Origin of the sequence: Pseudomonas phoenicis, assembly GCF_047302395.1 — a bacterium.
Lineage (GTDB): Bacteria > Pseudomonadota > Gammaproteobacteria > Pseudomonadales > Pseudomonadaceae > Aquipseudomonas.
In genome coordinates this window covers 4,550,267-4,571,944 of sequence record NZ_CP154852.1, presented here as the reverse complement: position 1 = coordinate 4,571,944, position 21,678 = coordinate 4,550,267, and the positions used below count along the sequence as shown (strand labels likewise).

General features: G+C 65.6%; 14 protein-coding genes. 1 reads left to right on the top strand and 13 read right to left on the bottom strand.

Going from position 1 to position 21,678, the window contains the following annotated elements:
* Positions 1 to 58: 58 nt before the first annotated feature.
* From AA0Z93_RS20775 to speB, 6 genes are all read right to left on the bottom strand, one after another.
* Positions 59 to 1,492: an aldehyde dehydrogenase family protein gene (locus tag AA0Z93_RS20775; RefSeq protein WP_413047109.1), complete on the bottom strand. Its 1,434-nt coding sequence runs from the start codon at positions 1,490 to 1,492 to the stop codon at positions 59 to 61.
* A gap of 327 nt (positions 1,493 to 1,819) precedes the next feature.
* Complete coding sequence (locus AA0Z93_RS20770) at positions 1,820 to 3,418, bottom strand: 5-guanidino-2-oxopentanoate decarboxylase (protein WP_413047110.1); 1,599 nt, start codon at positions 3,416 to 3,418, stop codon at positions 1,820 to 1,822.
* Between the two features lie 76 nt (positions 3,419 to 3,494).
* Positions 3,495 to 4,874 (bottom strand): sodium:solute symporter, encoded by a 1,380-nt coding sequence (locus AA0Z93_RS20765; protein ID WP_413047111.1) that lies wholly within the window; start codon positions 4,872 to 4,874, stop codon positions 3,495 to 3,497.
* Positions 4,875 to 4,950: 76 nt separating this feature from the next.
* Positions 4,951 to 6,444: a purine-cytosine permease family protein gene (locus tag AA0Z93_RS20760; protein ID WP_413047112.1), complete on the bottom strand. Its 1,494-nt coding sequence runs from the start codon at positions 6,442 to 6,444 to the stop codon at positions 4,951 to 4,953.
* A 170-nt stretch (positions 6,445 to 6,614) separates the two neighbouring features.
* Positions 6,615 to 7,016, bottom strand: a complete 402-nt coding sequence (locus tag AA0Z93_RS20755) for a YybH family protein (protein ID WP_413047113.1) — start codon at positions 7,014 to 7,016, stop codon at positions 6,615 to 6,617.
* The gene (speB, locus tag AA0Z93_RS20750) at positions 7,013 to 7,972 is read right to left on the bottom strand and encodes an agmatinase (protein ID WP_413047114.1); all 960 of its coding nucleotides are present in this window, start codon (positions 7,970 to 7,972) and stop codon (positions 7,013 to 7,015) included. The genes AA0Z93_RS20755 and speB overlap by 4 nt, the downstream gene beginning before the upstream one ends.
* 153 nt (positions 7,973 to 8,125) lie before the next feature.
* On the opposite strand from speB, the gene AA0Z93_RS20745 reads away from it, so the two are divergent.
* A complete protein-coding gene (locus tag AA0Z93_RS20745; protein WP_413047115.1) occupies positions 8,126 to 9,031 on the top strand; it encodes a LysR family transcriptional regulator in 906 nt (301 codons plus the stop codon).
* 239 nt (positions 9,032 to 9,270) lie between these two features.
* Here AA0Z93_RS20745 and AA0Z93_RS20740 read toward each other — a convergent pair whose 3' ends face one another.
* The 7 genes from AA0Z93_RS20740 to glgA all read right to left on the bottom strand — a co-directional run bounded on the left by AA0Z93_RS20740 (position 9,271) and on the right by glgA (position 21,149).
* Positions 9,271 to 10,065: an endonuclease/exonuclease/phosphatase family protein gene (locus AA0Z93_RS20740; RefSeq protein WP_413047116.1), complete on the bottom strand. Its 795-nt coding sequence runs from the start codon at positions 10,063 to 10,065 to the stop codon at positions 9,271 to 9,273.
* Between the two features lie 65 nt (positions 10,066 to 10,130).
* Entirely contained in the window at positions 10,131 to 12,278 is a 2,148-nt protein-coding gene (gene glgX / locus AA0Z93_RS20735) for a glycogen debranching protein GlgX (protein WP_413047117.1), read from the bottom strand.
* Positions 12,279 to 12,587: 309 nt separating this feature from the next.
* The gene (locus AA0Z93_RS20730) at positions 12,588 to 12,971 is read right to left on the bottom strand and encodes a DUF2934 domain-containing protein (RefSeq protein WP_413047118.1); all 384 of its coding nucleotides are present in this window, start codon (positions 12,969 to 12,971) and stop codon (positions 12,588 to 12,590) included.
* 20 nt (positions 12,972 to 12,991) lie between these two features.
* A complete protein-coding gene (locus tag AA0Z93_RS20725) occupies positions 12,992 to 15,769 on the bottom strand; it encodes a malto-oligosyltrehalose synthase (protein ID WP_413047119.1) in 2,778 nt (925 codons plus the stop codon).
* Positions 15,766 to 17,835 (bottom strand): 4-alpha-glucanotransferase, encoded by a 2,070-nt coding sequence (malQ, locus tag AA0Z93_RS20720; RefSeq protein WP_413047120.1) that lies wholly within the window; start codon positions 17,833 to 17,835, stop codon positions 15,766 to 15,768. The genes AA0Z93_RS20725 and malQ overlap by 4 nt, the downstream gene beginning before the upstream one ends.
* Entirely contained in the window at positions 17,832 to 19,574 is a 1,743-nt protein-coding gene (treZ, locus tag AA0Z93_RS20715) for a malto-oligosyltrehalose trehalohydrolase (protein ID WP_413047121.1), read from the bottom strand. The genes malQ and treZ overlap by 4 nt, the downstream gene beginning before the upstream one ends.
* A 15-nt stretch (positions 19,575 to 19,589) precedes the next feature.
* Positions 19,590 to 21,149: a glycogen synthase GlgA gene (glgA, locus tag AA0Z93_RS20710; protein ID WP_413047122.1), complete on the bottom strand. Its 1,560-nt coding sequence runs from the start codon at positions 21,147 to 21,149 to the stop codon at positions 19,590 to 19,592.
* Positions 21,150 to 21,678: the final 529 nt, after the last annotated feature.

The following is a 21,678-nucleotide window of genomic DNA, read 5'->3' as shown; positions in this document are numbered from 1 at the left end:
CGCAAGACATGACACGTGCAGTCGGGTCTGCCAAGTCCAAGCATACCTGCCTTGCGAATCACCCCAAACACCGGGTCACATGCTTGACCGACTGGTACGCGCCCAACCCCCACGGCCCCAGCTCGCGGCCGATGCCGCTGCCTTTGGTGCCGCCCCACGACGTTTCCACGAACACCGCTTGCACCGAGTTGATCCACACATGCCCCACCTCCAGCGCCGCCGCCACCCGCTCGGCACGTTCCAAGTCGGCGCTGGCGACGGTGGCGACCAGACCGAAGCGGCTGTCGTTGGCCAGGGCGATGGCTTCGTCTTCCTGGCTGAAGCGTCGGGCGCAGAGGACCGGGCCGAAGATTTCTTCGATCCATAGACGGCTGTCGCCGGGCACATCGACGTACAGCGTCGGGGCGACGAACCAGCCCGGTCCGCCCAGTTGTCGTCCCCCTGCCAGGCAGCGCAATCCCTCGTGCTCGGCCACCGCGAAGTATTCGCCCACCTTGTGCCATTGGGCTTGGCTGGTCAGCGGGCCCATGTCGATGTCCCGCTCCAGCGGATTGCCGATCCGCAGCGCGTCGAGCGCCTCGGCCAGGCGCGGCAGCAACGCTTCGGCGATGCCGTCCTGCACCAGCAGACGCGAGGTGGCCGAACACATCTGGCCGGCGTTCCAGGCGATGCCGGCGACGATCCATTCGATGGCCTGATCGACGTCGCAGTCGTCGAACACCAGGATCGCCGACTTGCCGCCCAGCTCCAGGGTCAGCGGCCGGCAGTGCTCGGCGGCGCTGTGCATGACGCGGCTGCCGACGGCGTTGCTGCCGGTGAAGGAGAGTTTGTCCAGGCCGGGATGGGCACTGAGCGCCGCGCCCACTTCGGCCTTGCCGCCGACGATGTTGAGCACGCCGGCGGGCAGACCGATCGCGTCGGCGATCTCGGCATAGGCAAGCTCGATCAGGGGCGTGACTTCCGAGGGTTTGAGCACCACCGTGCAGCCCGCCGCCAGCGCCGGAGCGATCTTCCAGGCGCTGGTCACCAGCGGGAAGTTCCACGGCACGATCAGGCCTACCACGCCGATGGCCTCCAGGCGTGTGTGCGCACTGAAACCGGGCGCGGCCAGCGCCACCGGACGGTTCTGCCGATCGCTCAAGCCTTCGGCCAGCTCGGCGTAGTAGGCGAAGGTCGCCACGGCGTCGTCGAGGTCGACTTCGGCTTCGTGGCGCGGTTTGCCGTTGTTGCGCATTTGCGCCTCGACCAGCGCGCTGCGCCGTGTGCCCAGGGCCTCGGCGAATCCGCGCAGGTAACGCGCGCGCTCGCGAGAGGCGGTGGTCTTCCACGCCGGCAGTGCCTGGCGCGCTGCGGCGACGGCTTGGTCGACTTGATCGACGCTGGCCGCGCGCAGTTCGGCATAGGCCTGGGCTGTAGCGGGTTCGAACGCGCTGAATACATCAGCGCCTTCGCCGGGTAGCCAGCGGCCAGCGATGTAGTGGGGGGTGTCCATGCGGGTGCTCCAGTGGCCTGTACCAGGCGCGGTGAGAGAGGATTGACTGTGGAATGATGCGCGCGCCTATAGGGCTGCTGCGCAGCCCATCGCGGCTGAAGCCGCTCCTACAGGGGCTTGCGCTAGCCGCTCCTACAGGGGCTTGCGCTAGCCGCTGCCACCGGAGGTCTGTAGGAGCGGCTTCAGCCGCGATGGCCGGCACCGCCGGCCCAACAGCCCAGACTCCCACAGGAGGCTGTGATAGCTGCTCCCATGGGGCCTCTGTGGGAGCGGCCGGTTCGGTGTTCCGATCGGCCGCGATGGCCGGCAACGCCGGCCCAACGGATCTCAAGGCGCAAACGGCGGCGCCTCGGCCAGTTCGATCAACATCGGCCGGTCGTCCGGCGCCTCGCGGAGCAACGCCTGAAGATGCGCAGGGTCACGGGCGCGTTCGGCCAGGCAGCCGAAGCCACGGGCGATGGCGATGAAATCCGGTGTGTGGATGTCGACGCCCACGGGGGTGATGTCGCGCCGCTCCATATAGCGCTTTATCTCGCCATAACCCTGGTTGTTCCACAGCAGCACGATGATCCCTACCCGCGCTTCCACGGCGCTGGCGAGCTCCGCCAGGGTGAACTGGATGCCGCCGTCGCCCACCAGGCTGATCACCGGGCGTGTCGGCTCGGCGAGTTTGGCGCCGATCGCCGCCGGCAGGCCGTAGCCCAAGGTGCCGTAGCCGGTCGAGGAGTTGAACCAGCGACGCGGGCCGTCCAGTTCCACCAAGTGATTGCCGCTGTACACCGTTTGCGTGGAATCGCCGACGAAACGCGCCGAGGGCAGCACCTCGAGGAGGGCCTCGAACAGCTGTCGATAGTGCGCGCAGCCGCTGAAATCTTCGGCCAGTTGCCGGCGCGCTGCGTCGGCGCGTGCTGCACCGTCCCGACCGGGCGACGCGTGCGCCGGCAGCGCGGCGAGCAGCGCCTCGATGGCCAGCCCTGCGTCGCCCTGGATGGCCAGCGCGGGTCGATGGTTGCGGGTCAGTTGCTCGATGTCGATATCGATCCGGATCAGCGCACCGCCGATCTCGAAACCGCCGTCGAACACCACGTCGTAGTCGGTTTCGCCCAGCTCGGTGCCGATCGCCAGCACCACATCCGCGTGCCGTGCCAGTTGCCGCACCGGCTCCAGCGACTGGTTGCTGCCCAGCAGCAACGGATGTTGCGGCGGCAACAGGCCTTTGGCGTTGATGGTCAGCGCCGTCGGTGCATCGAGGGCTTCGGCCAGCCGGCGCACCAGCGCGGGCTGCGCCACACAGCCGCCGCCGATCAGCAGCAGAGGGGTGTGCGCTTCGCGCAAGCGTTGCGCCGCCTGCTCGATGAGCGCCGGCAGCGGTGCTGGAGGGGCGGTGTGCGCACGCGGTTGCAGGGGCAGATGGTCGGCCGCTGCGGTGATGACGTCCAGCGGCAGCTCGATGTGCACCGGCCGCGGCCGCTGGCCGTCGAACACCGCGAATGCCCGTGCCAGCACCTCGGGCAGCGCCTCGACGGTCATCACGGTATGGCTGAACGCAGCGACACCGGCCACCAGCGCACGCTGGTCGGGCAGCTCGTGCAGGTAGCCCTTGCCCAGGCCCAGGCGCTCGCGCTCGTTGACGCTGGAGATCACCAGCATGGGGATCGAGTCGGCATAGGCCTGGCCCATGGCGGTGATGATGTTGGTCATCCCGGGCCCGGTGATGATGAAACACACGCCAGGCTTGCCGCTGACCCGCGCGTAGCCGTCGGCCATGAAGCCCGCACCCTGCTCATGGCGCGGAGTGACGTGGCGGATGCCGCTGCCGGGCAGGCCGCGGTACAGCTCCACGGTGTGCACGCCGGGAATGCCGAACACGGTGTCCACGCCCCAGGCCTGGAGCTGCTGGACGAGAAATTCTCCACAGGTGGTCATTGCGGTTCTCCTTTCGAAGTGGAACGCGGTACCGGCGTCTACCGGCCGGCACCGCATGCAGCGATCGACACCGCCCTCAGGCGACCCTTGTGGCGTGCACCTGCGGCCGGGTCAGCAGGCTGCCTGCGACGAACGCCAGCAGACCGACGGCCAGGCTGTAGTAGATCGGCGTATTGGCCTCCAACCCGTCGCGGAACATGAACACCAGCGCCGTGCCGCAGCCCAGCGCCATGCTCAGGATCGCTCCGGTGGTGGTGGCGCGCTTCCAGTAGATGGCGCCGAGCATCGGAATCAGGATGCCGCCGACCAGCAGGTTGTAGGCCAGGGTCAGGGCGCCGATCACGTCGCTGACCACCAGCGCCACGCCCAGCACCACCATGCCGGTGAGGAAGGTGAAGGCGCGGGCCATGCCCAGGGTCGAGGCGCGGCCGTTGCGCAGTTTGGGCAGCAGGTCTTCGGTGATGGTGGTCGAGGCGGCCAGCAGGCCGGCGCTGGCGGTGGACATCATCGCCGCCAGCGCGGCGGCGATCACCAGCCCACGGATGCCGTCGGGCAGGGCGCTCTGCACGATCGAGGCGAAGGCGTTGTTGGCGTTGGCTAGGTCCGGCAGCAGCACCTTGGCGCACATGCCGATCAGCGCGCCGACCAGGCCGTAGACCATGCAGTACACCCCGGCCAGACTGCCGGCCACCCGCGCCACGCCTTCGCTGCGCGCGGTGAACACGCGCTGCCAGATGTCCTGGCCGATGAGGATGCCGAAGAAGTAGATCAGGAAGTAGGTGAGGATGGTGTCGTAGCCAATGGTGGTGAAGCTGAACGCGGTGTCCGGCAGCTTGGCCTGCAAGGCGTCCCAACCGCCGACGCGCCAGAGGCAGATCGGCAACAGCACGAACATCAGGCCAACGGTCTTGATCACGAACTGCACGATGTCGGTCAGGGTCAGCGACCACATGCCGCCGATGCTCGAATACACCACCACCACGCCACCGGCCAGCAGAATGGCGGTGACGAAAGGCAGATCGAACAGCACTTGCAGCACGGTACCGCTGGCCAGGGTGGAGACCACGGCGATCATCAGCGCGTAGGCGAACATCACCACCGCGCTGGCCTGGCGCGCCATGGGCGTGTAACGGCGCTCGAGAATCTGCGTGACGGTGCTGATGCGCAGCTTGAGCAGGGGTTTGGCCAGGAACAGGTTGAGCACGATGATCCCTGCGCCCAGCGCGGCGCACAGCCAGAACCCGGAAATGCCGTGCACGTAACCCAGGCGCACGGTGCCGACGGTCGCCGCGCCGCCCAGCACGGTGGCGGCCATGGTGCCGAGATAGAAGGCCGGCCCGAGGTTGCGCCCGGCCACCAGGTAATCTTCCTGGGTGCGGGCGCGGCGCATGCCGTACCAGCCGAGCAGCAGCATGCCGGCGGCGTAAAGGATCACTACGGAGATATCCAGGAGCATGGTGTTGTTCTCATTGTTCTGGAAGGAAAGGACGCCGGGCGTCGCACGCCCGGTGCACGGAAGGTCGCGGACGCGCTCAGGCGATCCCGGTGCCCTCGAACCTCAAGGCGACGGGGCTTTTCTGCCGCACCCAGCGCGGGCCGAGCGGGCCGTAGACCTCGGCCGGCTCCGGGAACAGGTTGAGCAGCGCCAGATACAGCAGTGCCGCCATGCCCAAGGTGATCGGCAGGCTGATGTCGATACCACCGGCCAGATCGCCCAAAGGGCCGACGAACTGGCCGGGCAGGTTGACGAAGCACAAGCCCAGCGCCGCGCTCGGAATCCACGCGCCCAGGCCGCGCCAGTTCCAGCCCTGCTGGAACCAGTAGCGCCCGCCGCGCTCGCCGCGGGTGAACACTTGCAGGTCGTCGGCATGGTAGTGGCCGCGGCGCACGATCAGGCCGAGGATCATGATCACCATCCACGGGCTGGTGCAGGTGACGATGAGCACGGCGAAGGTCGACACGCTCTGCACCAGATTGAAGGCGAAGCGGCCGATGAAGATGAAGGCGATCGCCGCCACGCCGATCAGCAGCGTGGCCACCGCGCGGCTCAGCAGCCTTGGGAACATGCTCGACATGTCCAGGCCCGTGCCGTACAGCGCGGTGGTGCCGGTGGACATGCCGCCGATCAGCGCGATCAGGCACACCGGCAGGAAGAACCAGCTCGGCGAAATCGCCAACAGGCCACCGACGTAGTTGCTCGCCTCGATATACTGCGGCGCCTGGGTCGCCACCAAGGTGGCGGTGCACAGGCCGAACAGGAAGGGAATCAACGTGCCGGCCTGGGCCGCGACCACCGCCAGCATGATCCGGCGCTTGGGGGTCTGGCGCGGGATGTAGCGCGACCAGTCGCCGAGGAAGGCGCCGAACGACACCGGATTGCTCATCGCCAGCAGCGCCGCACCGATGAACGCCGCCCAGAACCCGCCCTGACCGGCAGCCAGGGTGCCGGCATAGTGCACGTCGAACGGCCCGGCGAAAGCCATCACACCCAGCAGGAACAGCAAGCTCGACGCCCACACCGCGACCTTGTTGACCCACAGCATGATACGAAACCCATAGATGCACACCGCCAGCACCAGCACGGCGAACACGCCATAGGCCAGGCCCAGGGTCAGGTCGTTTTCGGGCAGGCCGACCAGGCGCTTGGCGCCGCCGATCAGCGCATCGCCCGAACTCCACACCGACAGCGAGAAGAACGCCACGGCGGTGAGCAGGGAGAGGAAGGAGCCGACGATGCGCCCGTGCACGCCGAAGTGCGCACCGGACGAGACCGCGTTGTTGGTGCCGTTGAGCGCGCCGAACAGGCCCATGGGTGCGAGGATCAGCGCGCCCACGGCAACGCCCAGGACGATGGCCCAGGCACCGGCCTGGAACGACAGGCCGAACAGCACCGGAAAGCTGCCCAGTACCGCCGTGGCGAAGGTGTTGGCGCCGCCGAAGATCAGGCGGAACAGGTCGGTGGGGGATGCATCTCGCTGGGCGTCAGGGATCTGCTCGACGCCGAAGGTTTCGATACCCGTACTCATGGTGTGTCTCCGGTGCCTGTCACGGTTCTTGTAAGGCCGGCTCAGGCTCACCGGCCTTTGTTATTCACCCCCGGCGTCGTGCCGGTGGGCGGTGTTACGGCAGTGCGGCAAGGCCCCCGGGTATGGGGCCACAGCGCGCGCGGGGAGGGTAACCCTGCGCGCGCCGGTGTTCAGCTCAGGCTTGGCGCGGACAAGTGCTCATGGCATGCCAGCCATTGCCCGGCCCGATGGCGGAAAACGATGGTTTCGCGCTCTTGCAAAGCGTGTTCCTGACCATCCAGGTACAGGCGGGTGGCGACGTCGTGGATGAAGATCGCCACCTCGCCCTGCAGGCTGATCTGCGCTTCGCTGGAGCGACAGCCCAATACGGCGAAACCTTCGGCCTGCCATCGCTGCCACATGGCCTTGTACTCGGCGAGGGAGAGCGTCCGTGGCTGGGTATGGAAGACGAACGTGGCGTCTTCGCTGAAACAGGCGAAGTAGCGCGCCGTGTCGTTGCTGGCGAAGGCCTGCACTAGCGCCGCAGCCGCAGCCTGCACCTCGGCCACGACGTCGCGCGATGCAGCGCTCATCGCCGCACCACGCCGGGCAGCACACAGAGCATTTCGTACAGCAGGTTGGCACCGAGCAGCGCCGTATTGCCGGTGGTGTCGTAGGGCGGCGAGACCTCCACCAGGTCGCAACCGACCAGGTTCAGCCCTTGGCAGCCGCGGATGATTTCCAGCGCCTGGATGGTGGTCAGCCCACCGACTTCCGGGGTGCCGGTTCCCGGTGCCCAGGCCGGGTCGATGCCATCGATGTCGAACGACAGGTACACCGGGCCGCCATCGACCTTGGCCCGCACTTCTTCCATCAAAGGGATCAGCGACTGGTGCCAGCACTCCTCGGCCTGGACCACGCGGAAGCCCTGGTTGCGGCTCCAGTTGAAATCGTCGGCGGTGTAGCCCTGGGCACGCAGGCCGATCTGCACTACGCGCTCGCTGTCGAGCAGGCCTTCCTCCTGGGCGCGGCGGAAGGTGGTGCCGTGGGCGATCTTCTCGCCGAACATGTGGTCGTTCACGTCCGCATGGGCGTCGATGTGCACCAGGCCGACCTTGCCGTACTTCTTCTTCATCGCGCGCAGGATCGGCAGGGTCAGGGTGTGGTCGCCGCCCAGGGTCAGGGGGATGATGCCGTGTTCGAGAATGCCGTCGTAGTGCTGCTCGATGATGCGCACGGTGTCGAGCAGGTTGAAGGTGTTGAGTGCCACGTCGCCGATGTCGGCCACGTTCAGCGAGTCGAAGGGCGCGGCCCCGGTAGCCATGTTGTAGGGGCGGATCATCACCGATTCGGCGCGGATCTGCCGTGGGCCGAAGCGGGTGCCGGAGCGCAGCGAAGTGCCGATGTCGAGGGGGATGCCGACGAAGGCGGCGTCGAGCCGGGCGAGTTCGTCGGGTGCCTGCACGTGGGGCAGGCGCAGCATGGTGGCGATGCCGCCGAAACGCGGCATCTCGTTGCCGCCCAGGGGTTGGTGGAGGGAGTCTTCCACGGTGGGCCTCACAGATTTTATGGTTGTCGTGGGCCGATTCTGGGGACTGCGCAGGGTGCGACAAATCGCTGCGAGCAAATAATCAGTTCAGAGATTTCTAAACTATCGGGCGCTAGAATGCCGCCTTTCGTGATTGCTGACAGGAACACGCCCATGTCATCGGCATTACCCGACCTGAAACTGTTGCGCATCTTCGCCAGCGTGGTGCGCAACCAGGGCTTCGCCGCCGCCCAGCAGGAATTGAATCTGTCCACCTCGGCGATCAGCACTTACATGAGCCAATTGGAAACGCTGCTCGGCGTCGCCCTGTGCCACCGCGGACGCGGCGGTTTCAGCCTGACCGGCAAGGGCGAGCTGTTCCATCAGGAGACCTTGCGCATGCTTGCCGAGCTGCATGAGTTCGAGCGCTACGCCGCCTCGTTGAAGGGCGAGCTGCGTGGCACGCTCAACCTTGGTGTGCTCGACTCCACCGTCAGTGACCCGGCGCTGCCGCTGGCCGAGATCATCGGCGCCTACACCCAGGAGCACCCGGCCGTGCATCTGCACTTGGCCGTGCTGAGCCCGGCCGAGCTGCAACTGGGGCTGCTGGAAAACCGTCTGGACTTGGCCATCGGCGCCTTTTCGGTGCGCACCAGCGGGTTGGTGTACCAGGCGTTGTACAGGGAACAGCACTGGCTGTACTGCAGCGACCGGCATCCGCTCTACGCGCAGACGCGCATTCCGGCCGAGGTGATCGCCCAGCAGCGCATGGTCGGGCGCGGCTACTGGAGCCAGACCGAGTTGGCACGGCACGGCTTCAAGCACAGTGCCGCCACTGTCGAGTCGATGGAGGCGCAACTGATTCTGGTGTTGTCGGGGGCGTACATCGGTTACTTGCCCGAGCATCATGCCCAGCCTTGGGTGGAGCAAACGCGCCTGAAGGTGTTGCTGCCCAATACCTTCGGCTACCAGGCGCCCTTCACCACGGCGATACGCCGTGGCCGTTCGCGAGAACCGCTGATCCAGAGCTTTCGCGATCGGATCAAGGCGCAGTCGGGGAAGGACGTGGCAGCGCTGTAGAAACTGTTCTTGTGTTCGTGGTCAAGCTTTCACCCGATGCGAGTCGGCCGCTCCACTGTGAATTGCAAAAACCTGCAGGACAGGCCGGTTTGGCGCTCCGATTAGCCGCGATGGGCCGCAGCGCGGCCCTGATCCAGACGATGCATTGGGTCAGGGTGGGTATGGCGACTTTGAAATGCTCTTCAACTGTGAGCACTACACACCCTAGAGCTGCACTTCAACCATTAGCACCACACACCCTAGAACTGCACTTCCACCGTCAACGGCAAGTGATCCGACAAATGCGTCCAGGGTCGGTGGCCGAGGATCTTCGGCGCATGGCTCTGCGCGTTTCGCAGGTAGACCCGATCCAGACGCAGCATCGGCAAGCGCGCAGGGTAGGTGCGTGCCAGATGGCCGTGGTGGCGCTCGAAGGCCTCGTGCAGGTCGCGCTGCAAATGCAGGGTGCGGTTGCCGCGTAACTGCCAGTCGTTGAAGTCGCCGGCGACGATCACCGGCGCGTCGGGCGGCAGCGAATCGAGCAGGGTGCGCAGAAGTTTGAGCTGCTTCTGCCGGTGGCTTTCGAGCAACGACAGGTGCACACAGATGGCATGCACCGGCTGCGGGCCGGGTACGTCGAGCACGCAATGCAGCAGGCCACGACGTTCGGGGCCGGTGATCGACACGTCGAGGTTGCGGTGTTCGAGAATCGGGTATTTGGACAGCAGCGCGTTGCCGTGGTGGCCATCGGGGTAGACGGCGTTGCGCCCGTAAGCAAAGTCGCTCCACATGCTGTCGGCGAGGAATTCGTATTGCGAGGTGGTCGGCCAGCCCGGATGGCGCGCAGCGTGCCGCTCATGGCTGCCGAGCACTTCCTGGAGAAACACCAGGTCGGCTTGGGTGCTGCGTACCGCTTCGCGCAGCTCCGGCAAGATGAAACGCCGGTTGAAAGCGGTAAAACCCTTGTGGGTGTTGACCGTCAGGACCCGCAGCCGGTGCACGGCTGGGGTCTGATCGGGAGAGGCGAAACCCGTGACATCGGCTTCGTGGTTCACACGTCCTCCTGAACTGCCGTGGGGGCGGGCAGGTACAGGTTCGGACCTGACCGCCCCCACGGGGTTCAGTCTTCCTCGCGCTGCAGGGCGAACAGCACCAGCGAACGACCCGTCACTTCGAACTCGGTTTCGAATTGCAGCGGCTTGCCCTTGCGCAGCTTCGGCTGATCGGTATCGATCAGGCAGGTCCAGTGCTCGCCCTGGGGCACGGAGGGCAGTTTGAAGTTGACGGTGTCGTGGTGCGCATTGACGATCAGCAGCACCGTAGCGTCATCACCCGGGCGTTCGATGCCGCTCACCTGCGCACGGCCGTCCATCAGCAAGCCCACGCAACGGCCATTGGCGTCTTCCCATTGCTCGACGCTCATCTCGTTGCCGTCGGGCGCCAACCAGGTGGCGTCCTTGACTCCAAGCGCCTCGTTGTAGTCGCCCACCAGGAAACGGGAACGGCGCAGCACCGGATAGGCGATGCGCACGCGGTTGAGACGCTTGACGAACGCCAACAGGTCTTGACCTTCTTCGTCCAGATCCCAGTTGATCCAGCCGATTTCGCTGTCTTGGCAGTAGGCGTTGTTGTTGCCGTGCTGGGTGCGGCTGAACTCGTCACCGGCGACGATCATCGGCGTGCCCTGCGAGAGCAGGAGGGTGGCGAAGAAGTTGCGCATCTGACGCATGCGCAGTTCTTTGATTTCCGGGTTCTCGGTCGGGCCTTCTTCGCCGCAGTTCCAGGACATGTTGTTGCTGCTGCCGTCCTGGTTGTTTTCCTCGTTGGCCTCGTTGTGCTTCTCGTTGTACGACACCAGGTCGCGCAGGGTGAAGCCATCGTGGGCGGTGATGAAGTTGACCGAAGCGTATGGGCGACGGCCGCGGTTGTTGAACAGGTCGCCCGAGGCGGTGATGCGTGCGGCGAAGTCGGCCAACTGGCCCTCGTCGCCTTTCCAGAACGAGCGCACGGTGTCGCGGAACTTGTCGTTCCATTCGGCCCAGCCAGGCGCGAAGTTGCCTACCTGGTAGCCGCCAGGGCCGCAGTCCCAAGGTTCGGCGATCAGCTTGACCTGGCTCAACAGCGGATCCTGGCGGCAGGCCACGAGGAAGCTGTGGCGTTCGTCGTAGCCGTCGTGATAGCGGCCGAGAATGGTCGCCAGGTCGAAACGGAAGCCGTCGACATGCATTTCGCCGGCCCAGTAGCGCAGCGAGTCGGTGACCAGTTGCAGCACGCAGGGGTGGCTGAGGTCGAGGGTGTTGCCAGTGCCCGAATCGTTGATGTAGTAGCGCTTGTCGTCAGGCATCAGACGGTAGTACGAGGCGTTGTCGATCCCGCGCATCGACAGGGTCGGGCCCTTTTCGTTGCCTTCGGCGGTGTGGTTGTAGACCACGTCGAGGATCAGCTCCAGGCCCTTGTTGTGCAGGTGCGCGACCATCTCCTTGAACTCGGCGATCTTGCCGTTGGCCAGGTACGTCGGGTGCGGGGCGAAGAAGGCGATGCTGTTGTAGCCCCAGTAGTTGTTCAGGCCCTTGTCGAGCAGGTGCTGGTCGTTGACGAAGGCGTGGATCGGCAGCAGTTCGATGCTGGAGACGCCCAGGTCCTTGATGTGCTGCAGCAGGTCGTCGTTGGCCAGGCCGCCGAAGGTGCCGCGCAGTTTCTCGGGCACCGAGGGGTGCTGCATGCTGATGCCACGGGTGTGGGCTTCGTAGAACACGGTGCTTTCCCACGGCACCTGCACGCGCTCGTCGCGGCCCCAGGTGAAGGCCGGGTCGATGACCTTGCACTTGGGCACGAAAGGCGCGCTGTCGCGTTCGTCGAAGGTGGTGTCTTCCTCGCCCAGGACATAGCCGAACAAGGCCGGGTCCCATTTCAGCTCGCCGACCAATTGCTTGGCATAGGGGTCGATCAGCAGTTTGTTGTGGTTGAAGCGGTGGCCGTTCTGCGGCTCGTACGGGCCGTATACGCGGTAGCCGTAGACCATGCCCGGGTGGGCGTCGGCCAGGTAGCCGTGGTAGATCTCGTCGGTGTATTCGGGCAGTTCGATGCGCTCGAGTTCGTTTTCGCCGGTCGAGTCGAAGATGCACAGCTCGACCTTGGTGGCATTGGCCGAGAACAGGGCGAAGTTGACGCCCAGGCCGTCCCAGGTGGCACCGAGCGGAAAGGGCATGCCTTCACGGATGCGCGAAGGGGCGACGGAGCGGTTTTTCTTCGGAGTACGTTGGGTCATGTCAGGTCTCGGATGGCCAAAAAAAGTGACGGAGCAGCGCTACTGGCCTCCACGCCGATGGGCCCGTTCTCAAGGGAGTCGGACCGTTTCGCGGGTGATGCCTATACCGGGGTGTCGCGGGACGGGACCGTGGACCGGCACCGCTTGGCTTTGCACGGAACGTGCGGGAGATGATCGTGCTGGGGGGTGAACAGGCCAGACGTCTAGTCCTGGCGATGAAACGCGACTCCTGTCGCTCCTGACCTGTTTACCGCTTGGCCTGACCGCCGCTGTGCGACGTTGCGTGCATTGCCGGGGACTGTCGGGCGATCACCCGGCAGAAGGTTTCTTCGCTGCGCGAGGCTTCTTCGCAGCTGACGCTTTCGCAGGGGCAGGTTTGCTGGCCGAAGACTTGGCAGCCGACGATTTTGCCGCAGGTGCCTTGCCGGAAGCTGTGCTTTCGGCACCTGGCAGGGCAGCGCTCTTGGCGACGCTAGCGGCCTTGTCCGAGGCCTTTGGCTCCTTGTCCGCGTCGGCAGCGGCCTTGCCTTTGGCACTGGCGCCCTTGCGCGGCTTGGCCTTGGGCGCTACCGCCTCGGCTTCTGCCAGCTTGCGGGCCATCTTCCAGTGGCGCTCGTCTTCGCCGTCGGGCTTACCCTCGGACTCCCAGATCTGGTAGGCGAACTCGCGGATACGTTTGTCTTCAACACTCATCACGATGCTCCTGGCTGCGCTTAATCATGTTCGATCAACAGATTGACCGGAAACTCGGCTAGAACGGCGCTCAACTTCAGCTCCTTAGTAGGGCTGACAGCGCTGTTTCCGAAAAGTCCCGAGCAAGTGGTGGATGACAAGGCGAACGGCAGAATCACCCGCGTGTCTTCCCAGGCATGGGCAGGGATCAGCGGCGTGTCGGCGTGCTCGCCCAACAGGCTCGCCGCCAGGCGCGGCAGCACCACGACGGCGCGCTCGCCTTCACCGATACGGGCGAATGCCATGACCTTGTCGGCGTGCTTGCCTTCGACCGGCAACGGCTGGTATTCGCCGCGGCGGAACAGCTCGGGGTGTGCACGGCGGCAATCGAGCACGCGCGCGATCAGCGCTTGCTTGATGCGCCCGTCACGCCAGTGCTCGACCAGCTCGGACAGCGCGGCGCTGTCGTCCAGGCTGGCGCGGCGGGCGGTGTAGTCCACAGGACGGCGGTTGTCCGGGTCGACCAGGGTCAAATCCCAGTACTCGTTGCCTTGGTAGAGGTCCGGGATGCCGGGTACGGTCATGCGCAGCAGGGTCTGCGTCAGGCCGTTCAGCGCGCCGGGGCTGGCCAGGGCCTGTGCGGCCTGTGCCAGCGACTGGCGCAACTCGCCGTGCTCACGGCCTTGCAACAGTTGCTCGGTGTAGCCGGTACACGCCTTTTCATAGTCTTCGTTGGGCGCGTTCCAGCTGCTGCGCAGCTTGGCTTCGCGCAGGGCCTTCTGCTGCCACTGCTGGAGGCGTTCGATGTAGCCTGACACCGCCGTGCTGTCGTCGAGGTCAAGGTCCAATGGCCAACTGCCCAGCAGCAGTTGGAACAGCATCATTTCGTCGCCCGAGCTTGGCACCGTGCCCTCGGCGTCTTCCTTGCGCAGCCCACTGGCCAGGCTGCGCCAGTGTTCGATCCGCTCGGCCAGCCACGGGCCACGCTCGCTCAGCACGGCCAGGCGTGCACGCACATCTTCGCCGCGTTTGTGGTCGTGGGTGGCGGTGGCCAGCAGGTTGTCGGGGAAGTCGCGCAAACGGCGCTGTGCTTCTTCGTGGAATTCGTCGATCGGCGCGCTGAAGCGTTCGGCTTCGAAGCCCACATCGTTGCGCGAAAGCAGGCGCGCGGAGCGGTAGAAGGCGGTGTCTTCCACAGCCTTGGCGGCGCTCGGGGCGGTCAACTGCTGGAAGCGCACGCAGGCGTGGCGCAACTGCTTGCGCGCCTTGCCCACCGGCAGCGAGCGCCAGCGCTGGCCGCCGAGCCACTGTTCGAGATGGCCGAGCACCGGCCAATCGGCTTCGGGCAACGTCTGGCGCGCATCGTTCAGCGCCTGCTGGAAGAACGCCTCGTCTTCGCTCGGGCGGCCACAGGCGTTGATGTAGGTGCGGTACACCGAATAGTGCTCGACCAGCGCCTGCACGCCACGGCGGATGGCGCCAAGGGTAAGGTCGCGAGTCATCAGGTCGTTGCGGGCGACCTGCAGCAAGGCCTGGGCAACCGATTCGAAATCGCCGGCCAGGCTTGCGTTGAGCACCAGGCGGCGCGCCTGGCGCACTTCCTCAGGGAACTCGGGGCGTTCGCTGACGCGCTGCCACAGCTCGGTCAACGGCGCTTCGCCAGCAGGGTCGTGCTGGGCCAGCGAAACCTGGTTCATGAATTCGTAACCGGTGGTGCCGTCGGTGTTCCAGTCGCGGTGCAGGTGTTCGCCGGTGCCGAGGATCTTCTCCACGTAAATGGGGAAGTGCTCGACCGCCGTCTGTACCGGGCGGGCGGCGAGCAGGCCGTTGACCCGACGGCGCAGCTTGCGGCAGTAGCCGCGGGGATCGGCCAGGCCGTCGATGTGGTCGATGCGCAGGCCATCCACCAGGCCGCGCTCGATCAGCTCGAAGAGTTTGGCGTGGGTGGCTTCGAACACGCTGGCGCGCTCGACGCGCAGACCACCCAGTTCGTTGATGTCGAAAAAGCGCCGCCAGTTGATGTCGTCGGCGGCGGTGCGCCAGCTGGCAAGGCGGTAGGACTGGCGCTCCAGCAGCGCGTGCAGGCGTTGCAAGCCGGCTTCGCTGCGTGCGTCGAACAGGCGCAGCACAGGGTCCAGGCGCGCGCCGTCGGCATGCAGTTGCGACAACTGCGCTTGCAGTAGCTTGGCCGCCTCAAGCGGATCCTGGACCTGGCGCAAGGCGTCGAAGCGTTCGCCCAGTGCTTGCAGTTCGCTCGCTTCGCTGTGCTTGAGCACCTGGCCATAGTCGAGCGGGCAGATCGGGAAGCGGTGTTCGTGGTGCGCCACTTCCAGGCGGCCGTGCTCGGCGTCGAAGGTCAGCGGCAGTTCGCCTTCCTTGAGCGCCACACCGTAGTCGTTACCCAGGAACGGCAAGAGCAGTTGCCCGGCCAGCAGCGGGTCGTTGGAGTTCCACTGGATGTCGAAGAACTCGGCATAAGGGCTGCGGCGGCCCCAGGCCAGCAAGCTCTGCCACCAAGGGTTGTCGGCACCGCCCACGGCCATGTGGTTGGACACGGTGTCGAGGATCAGGCCCATGCCGTGTTGGCGCATGGCCGCCACCAGCCGCTCCAGGGCCGCTTCGCCGCCCAATTCCGGGTTGACCTGGGTCGGGTCGACCACGTCGTAGCCGTGCCGGGAACCGGCACGGGCCTTGAGGATGGGGGAGGCGTAGAGGTGGCTGATGCCCAGCTGAGCGAAATAGGGCACCAGGGGGACGGCATGGTCGAGGGTGAAATCGCTGTGAAATTGCAGGCGTACGGTCGCAGTCAAGGGCTTCATCGGTCGCGCTCCCACGCGTTGTTGCGGGCCTTCGCCAGCAGTTGCAGACGCCGGAAGGCGTCATCATCGTCCAGCAGTTGTTCGGTAGGCAGAGCAAAGCGCCGGCGCCAGTTGGGGTGGCCTTCGGTAGTGCCGGGCAGGTTGGGTTGTTCGTCGACGCCGAGCAGGTCTTCGAGCGGCAGCAGCACCAAGGGTGCGCGGGTTTCGCCGACGAACTGGATGGCAGCGTCGATCAGCGCTTTGTCGTCGGCCAGGGGGCCGTATTCGGCCTCCAGCAATTGGCGCAGGCCTGCGCATTCCTTGGCGCGGTCTTCGCGCCACTGCGCTTGGGCATCCTCGTCGATCAGGCCAAGGCGGCTTTGCCAGTCGATGTCGCGGCTTTGCAGCCAGCCGGCCAGCGGCGCCAGGTCATGGGTGCCGGTGGTGGCCAGCGCGTTGTCCGGCCAGTCCTGCTGCGCAGTGAAGCGGCCAGGACCGTTCTGTTCGAAGGGCAGCACGCGCATGCCCAACACGGCCTTGTCGGCCAGTTGCTCGCGCAAGCCGTCCGGCACCGTGCCCAGGTCTTCGCCGAGCATGATCGCCTGGTGACGCACCGATTCCAGCGCCAGCAGGCGCAGCATGTCTTCGAACGGGTAATGCACGTAGGCGCCTTCGCGCGGCGAAGCCCCGCGTGGGATCAGCCACAGCCGGCGCAAGCCCATCACGTGGTCGATGCGCAGGCCGCCAGCGTGGGCCAGGTTGGCGCGCAGCATCTCGATGAACGCACGGAAACCGTTGCGTTTCAGGCCTTCGGGCGAGAAACCGCAGATGCCCCAGTCTTGCCCGGAGCGGTTGATGATGTCGGGCGGGGCACCGACGGTGAGGTCGGCGAGCAATTCGTCCTGGCGGCTCCAGGCTTGGCTGCCGGCACCGTCGGCGCCTACCGCCAAGTCGGCGATCAGGCCGACTTTCATGCCATTTGCCCGCGCCGCTTGCTGGGCACGTTGCAGGCTGCGGTCAGCGAGCCATTGGCAAAATGCCTGGAACTCGACGCGCGCCGGGTAGGTGTTGGCGAAGGCTTCGACTTCGGCGTGGTAGGGGTCGTGCCAGGTTTTCGGCCAGCGCCGCCAGTCGGCCCCCAAGCCTTGATCGACAGCCTCGGCTTGCAGCACTTCGAAACGGCAATGATGTTCCAACGCTTCGCCACCCGCGGCACGGAAGCTGTCGAAATCCGCGCGTAGCGGGTGCTGGCCTTGGCTGAAATCCTTGTACAACGCCTGCAGCAGGCGCTGGCGCATTTCGGCCGCGCGGGGCCAGTCGACCAAGGGTTGCTGTTCTAGGTCGTGCAGTGCGTCCGTCAGCCCTTCGGCTTCGATGGCAGCGCGCACCTCTCGTTCGCCCAGCAAGGCAGCGGGGCTGGCGTAGAGGGTGTTGAGCAGCAGACGGCTCGAAGGGGAATAGGGGCTGTAATGCTCCTGCTCGAAGGCCGACAACGCATGGATAGGGCTGATCGCCAGCGCGTCGGCACCGCGCTCGGCAGCGCTGCGCGCCAGTTGTTCGAGCGCCAGGCAGTCGCCATAACCGCCGTCGCCGGGACGACGCAGGCTATAGAGCTGAGCCGCCAGGCCCCAGCAACGAGCAGGCGTCTCCTCGACGGCATCGTCCAGGCTGTAACAGCGCGCGGGTGCGATGGCCACCGTCAGCGAGCGGCCGTCGACCTCGACCCGGTGGTAACCGAGCGGCAGGTCTTCAGGCAATTCGGCCTGATCGCCAAGGGTGTACTCACGCACCTCACCCTGCTCGTCGGTGCAGCGCGCCGTACTGCCGGCAGGGAACCAGGGCTGCAAGGGCAGGGCATGGCCGACCTCACAGGTGAGCAGCTTGGGCAGTTCCTGAAGGTCTTGTTGCCGTTCCAGCGCCGCCAGGCTTTCGTTCACGTCGGCGATGTCTTGCGCCGGGTGTCCCAGGGCGTTGAGCACACCGCGCAAGACTTCGTCGCTGACTTGCTGGGGGCGGTCGTTGGCATCGGTCCAGTCCCGGGCGATGCCGACCCGTGCGGCCAGTTGATGCAGGGCGTTGTCGCTCATGCGGTCTCCGAAGCGGTAGGGAGCAGACTGACGACGCAGCTGTAGGCTGCCAGCGTCGAATCGGGATGCGTGGTGTCGCCGCTGTCGAACAGGCGCATGGCCGGCCCAGGCAATTCGACAGCGACGGCGTGCTTGCCCAGGTTGAGGTCGATGCGCAGTTCTTGGCCGTTACCCAAGCGCCAGCGCGCACTGACCGCCTTGTCGGCCAGGACGCTGCAACCGAGCGAGGTGGTGCCCGGCAGATGCGGCACGAGCAGGCGCTGGCGCAGTTCCAGCAACTGCTGATAGAGACCCGGCCAACCGGCGATGACGTCTTGGCCGGCTGGATTGGAGGCCTTGAAGGTACCGACGGCGTTCGGGTCGGGGATCTTCTCCCGCGTGTCCGGGTCGGCGAATGCGGCGAAATGTTCGAACTCGCCGCGCCGGCCCTCGCGCACCGCATCGGCCAGCTCGTCGTGGAAATCGGTGAAGAACAGGAATGGCGCGCGGCTGCCCTGTTCGTCGCCCATGAACAGCAACGGGATCATCGGCGACAGCAGCAGCAAGCCGGTGGCGGCGCGCAGTGCAGCGGGCGGGGTCAGCCGGGTCAGGCGTTCGCCCAGGGCACGGTTGCCGATCTGGTCGTGGTTTTGCAGGAACAGCACGAAGGCGCTGGGACGCAGATGGCCGCTCGGCTCGCCGCGGGGTTCGCCATGGCGGTTGGCCTGGCCCTGGAACACGAAACCTTCCGACAAACAACGGGCCAACTGCTGGTTCGGCGCGTCCTTGTAGTCGGCGTAATAGCCTTCGGTCTCGCCGGTGAGCAGCACGTGCAGGGCGTTGTGGCCATCGTCGTTCCACTGCGCGTCGAAGTGTTCCTCGAGCAGGAAGGCCTGGTTGTGTTCGTTTTCCAGCACCAGCCATACCTGACGATCGCCTTGTGTCTCACTGCGTACGCGCTGGGCCAGCTCCTTGAGGAAGTCCGGGCAGTCGATGGCGTGGACCGCATCCAGGCGCAGGCCGTCGATGCGGTAGTCCTGCAACCACATCAGGGCGTTCTGGATGAAGAACTCGCGCACCGCCGGTTGGCGGAAATCGATGGCCGCACCCCATGGGGTCTTCTTCGCTTCGTTGAAGAAGGCGCCGGCGTATTCGTGCAGGAAATTGCCGTCTGGGCCGAAGTGGTTGTAGACCACATCGAGCATGACGCTGATGCCCAGACCGTGGGCCTTGTCGACCAGCGCACGCAGCTCGTCGGGCGTGCCGTAACTGTGCTGGGCGGCGAAAGGCAACACGCCGTCATAGCCCCAGTTGCGATCGCCGGGGAACTGACCGAGCGGCATCAGCTCGATCGCGGTGATGCCGAGCTTGGCCAGGCGCTCCAAATGCTCGCCCACACCACGATAACCGCCCAGTACGCCCACATGCACTTCCTGGATGACTGCGCTGTGCCAAGGACGGTTCGGATACGGGTGCTGCCAGGGGTAGGCCTGAGGATCGACGATCGCGCTGGGGCCGGTGACGCCTTCGGGTTGGTAACGCGACGCCGGGTCGGCGACGGTCAGGTCATGGTCGATCTGGTAACGATAACGCTGGCCGGCAGTGCAAGGCACGGTGCCTGCAAACCAGCCGTCTTCTTCGGCTGTGAGCTCGAAAGGCGTCTGCCCTTCGAGCACTACGTTCACGTGACGCGCGTCTGGCGCCCAGAGGGCGAAGCGCGCGGACGTGGCGTCCAGCAAGTGTGCGCCATGTCTGTGCATCTTCGAATCTCCGGATCAGTAATGAGCGACGTGTGCTTGTTTGACGAGGTCTTCGAACAGCCGGGCGTAGGGAGTCACCGCCTGGCACCAGTTGAACGGTTGGGTCATCGACAGGCAGCGCATGGCATCGAGCAGGTCGGGCTGGTCGTAGACATGGAACGCTCGGCTCAGCGCCTCGCGGTAGCTTTCGGGCGTGGACTCGTCGAACAGGAAGCCGGTGACACCATTCTCGATGGTGTCGGCCAAGCCGCCCGTGTTGCGCGCCACTGGCAGGGAACCGAAGCGCTGCGCGTACATCTGGCTCAAGCCGCAAGGCTCGTAACGCGACGGCATGAGCAGGAAATCGCTGCCGGCGAACATGCGCCGCGCATCGGTTTCGTTGAAGCCGATGCGCACGCCGATGCGGCCGGGATGGCGCAGGGCGAGTTCGCGCATGGCCTGCTCTTCAGCGGGCTCGCCACGACCGATGATCGCGATCTGGCCACCTTGCTCGACGATGAAGTCGGCGACCGCCAGGGTCAGGTCCAGACCCTTCTGGTACACCAGGCGCGAGACCACGGCGAACAGTGGGCCTTCGCTCTCGTCCAGGCCGAACAGGCGGCGCACTTCCTGAGTGTTGCGCGCTTTGCCTTCCCAGTCGTTGAGGCTGAAGTTGTGCTGCAGGTGCTCGTCGGTGGCCGAGTCCCAGCTTTCGTCGATGCCGTTGGGGATGCCGCTGAGCAACCCCTGTTGAGCTTTGCTGGCAAGGAAGCCGTCCAGACCGCAGCCGAACGCCGGCGTGGTGATTTCCTGGGCGTAGGTGGCGCTGACGGTGGTGATGTGACTGGAGTAGGCCAAACCCGCCTTGAGGAACGACAGCTTGCCGTAGAACTCCATGCCTTCCTGTTGCAGGGCGTGCTCAGGAATGGCGAGCTCCGGGCAGCAGGCCAGGCTGTACACACCCTGGTAGGCCAGGTTGTGGATGGTGAAGAGGGTCGGGGTGCTCAGGCCGCGCCAGTGCATGTAGGCCGGTGCCAGGCCTGCGGGCCAGTCATGGGCATGCACCAGTTCCGGCGTCCAGTGCGCCAGGCCTTCGCCTGCGGCGATCTCGGCTGCGGCCAGGCCCAGGCGAGCGAAGCGGATATGGTTGTCGGCCCAGTCACGACCCTCGTTGTCACCGTATGGGGTGCCTTCGCGCTGATACAGCTCGGGGCAGATCAGCACGTAGATGACCAGCCCGTCGGGCAAGTCCATCCGGCCGATCTTGCACGGCGGCAGCGCAGCGTGGCCGCCCAATTGGCCGACGATGTGGATCGGGTTGTCGCTGTCCATCACCTGCGGATAGCCAGGGATCAGCACGCGCACGTCATGCAGGTCGGAGAGGGCGCGCGGCAGTGCCGCGGAAACGTCGCCCAAGCCGCCGGTCTTCACCAGATCGGCGATCTCCGAGGTGACGAAGAGTACTTTGCGTTTGTTCGGGTTCTGCTGGCGCTTGGCGCCGGGTGATCTGCCAGCCGTGGTGAAGCCTGGGACCTGAGGTCCGCGGTGTTCCGTTTTGAACGTGTCTGCATGTGGCTCGACAGCGGCGCTGATCATCGTACTCTCCATCCCTAAATTGGCCCTCTGGCCTTGGCGTTACATCGTGCTGGCTCTCTTCTCTGTACTGGTGAAGCGTCTTGCAGTCCATGCCCCGAATTCTGTGCAACCTTGGAAACGCTTGGGCCGTCCGGGCCGCAAGCGTGAATGCGCTTTGGGGTGGGCAGGCCGTGAGAAGAATGACTCTATGCTGCGGCCTGCTTAAGTGCTGACCAGTGCGTCGAGCGGAAAGTTCTACCCATTTCAAGGGATAGTTCTGAACGGTCTAGGCTCCGAATTTCGAGTGTAGGAGACACTTTGGAAAAATGTGACCCGCCGGTCACGATCGTTCAGCCCGAAAGTCGTATTGCAAGGATCGCGCCCTACGAAAAAACCGCTTTTGAGCGTGCCGTCTCCACTGGATAAACGGAGTTGGCGCACTGTGAGGGGGCGCTGTTTCCTCAGGCTGCGCACCAATAGGGCAGGTGTCGCCGCCTGGCTGAAAGGTGCGCCGTGGAATCGCCGCATCCGGGCAAAGTCCAGGCTGTTG

Excerpts from the sequence above, each read along its gene's own strand:
- AA0Z93_RS20775 (WP_413047109.1), bottom strand. The coding sequence starts at position 1,492 with ATGGACACCCCCCACTACATCGCTGGCCGCTGGCTACCCGGCGAAGGC.
- AA0Z93_RS20770 (WP_413047110.1), bottom strand. The coding sequence starts at position 3,418 with ATGACCACCTGTGGAGAATTTCTCGTCCAGCAGCTCCAGGCCTGGGGC.
- AA0Z93_RS20765 (WP_413047111.1), bottom strand. The coding sequence starts at position 4,874 with ATGCTCCTGGATATCTCCGTAGTGATCCTTTACGCCGCCGGCATGCTG.
- AA0Z93_RS20760 (WP_413047112.1), bottom strand. The coding sequence starts at position 6,444 with ATGAGTACGGGTATCGAAACCTTCGGCGTCGAGCAGATCCCTGACGCC.
- AA0Z93_RS20755 (WP_413047113.1), bottom strand. The coding sequence starts at position 7,016 with ATGAGCGCTGCATCGCGCGACGTCGTGGCCGAGGTGCAGGCTGCGGCT.
- AA0Z93_RS20745 (WP_413047115.1), top strand. The coding sequence starts at position 8,126 with ATGTCATCGGCATTACCCGACCTGAAACTGTTGCGCATCTTCGCCAGC.
- glgX (WP_413047117.1), bottom strand. The coding sequence starts at position 12,278 with ATGACCCAACGTACTCCGAAGAAAAACCGCTCCGTCGCCCCTTCGCGC.
- AA0Z93_RS20730 (WP_413047118.1), bottom strand. The coding sequence starts at position 12,971 with ATGAGTGTTGAAGACAAACGTATCCGCGAGTTCGCCTACCAGATCTGG.
- AA0Z93_RS20725 (WP_413047119.1), bottom strand. The coding sequence starts at position 15,769 with ATGAAGCCCTTGACTGCGACCGTACGCCTGCAATTTCACAGCGATTTC.
- malQ (WP_413047120.1), bottom strand. The coding sequence starts at position 17,835 with ATGAGCGACAACGCCCTGCATCAACTGGCCGCACGGGTCGGCATCGCC.
- treZ (WP_413047121.1), bottom strand. The coding sequence starts at position 19,574 with ATGCACAGACATGGCGCACACTTGCTGGACGCCACGTCCGCGCGCTTC.
- glgA (WP_413047122.1), bottom strand. The coding sequence starts at position 21,149 with ATGATCAGCGCCGCTGTCGAGCCACATGCAGACACGTTCAAAACGGAA.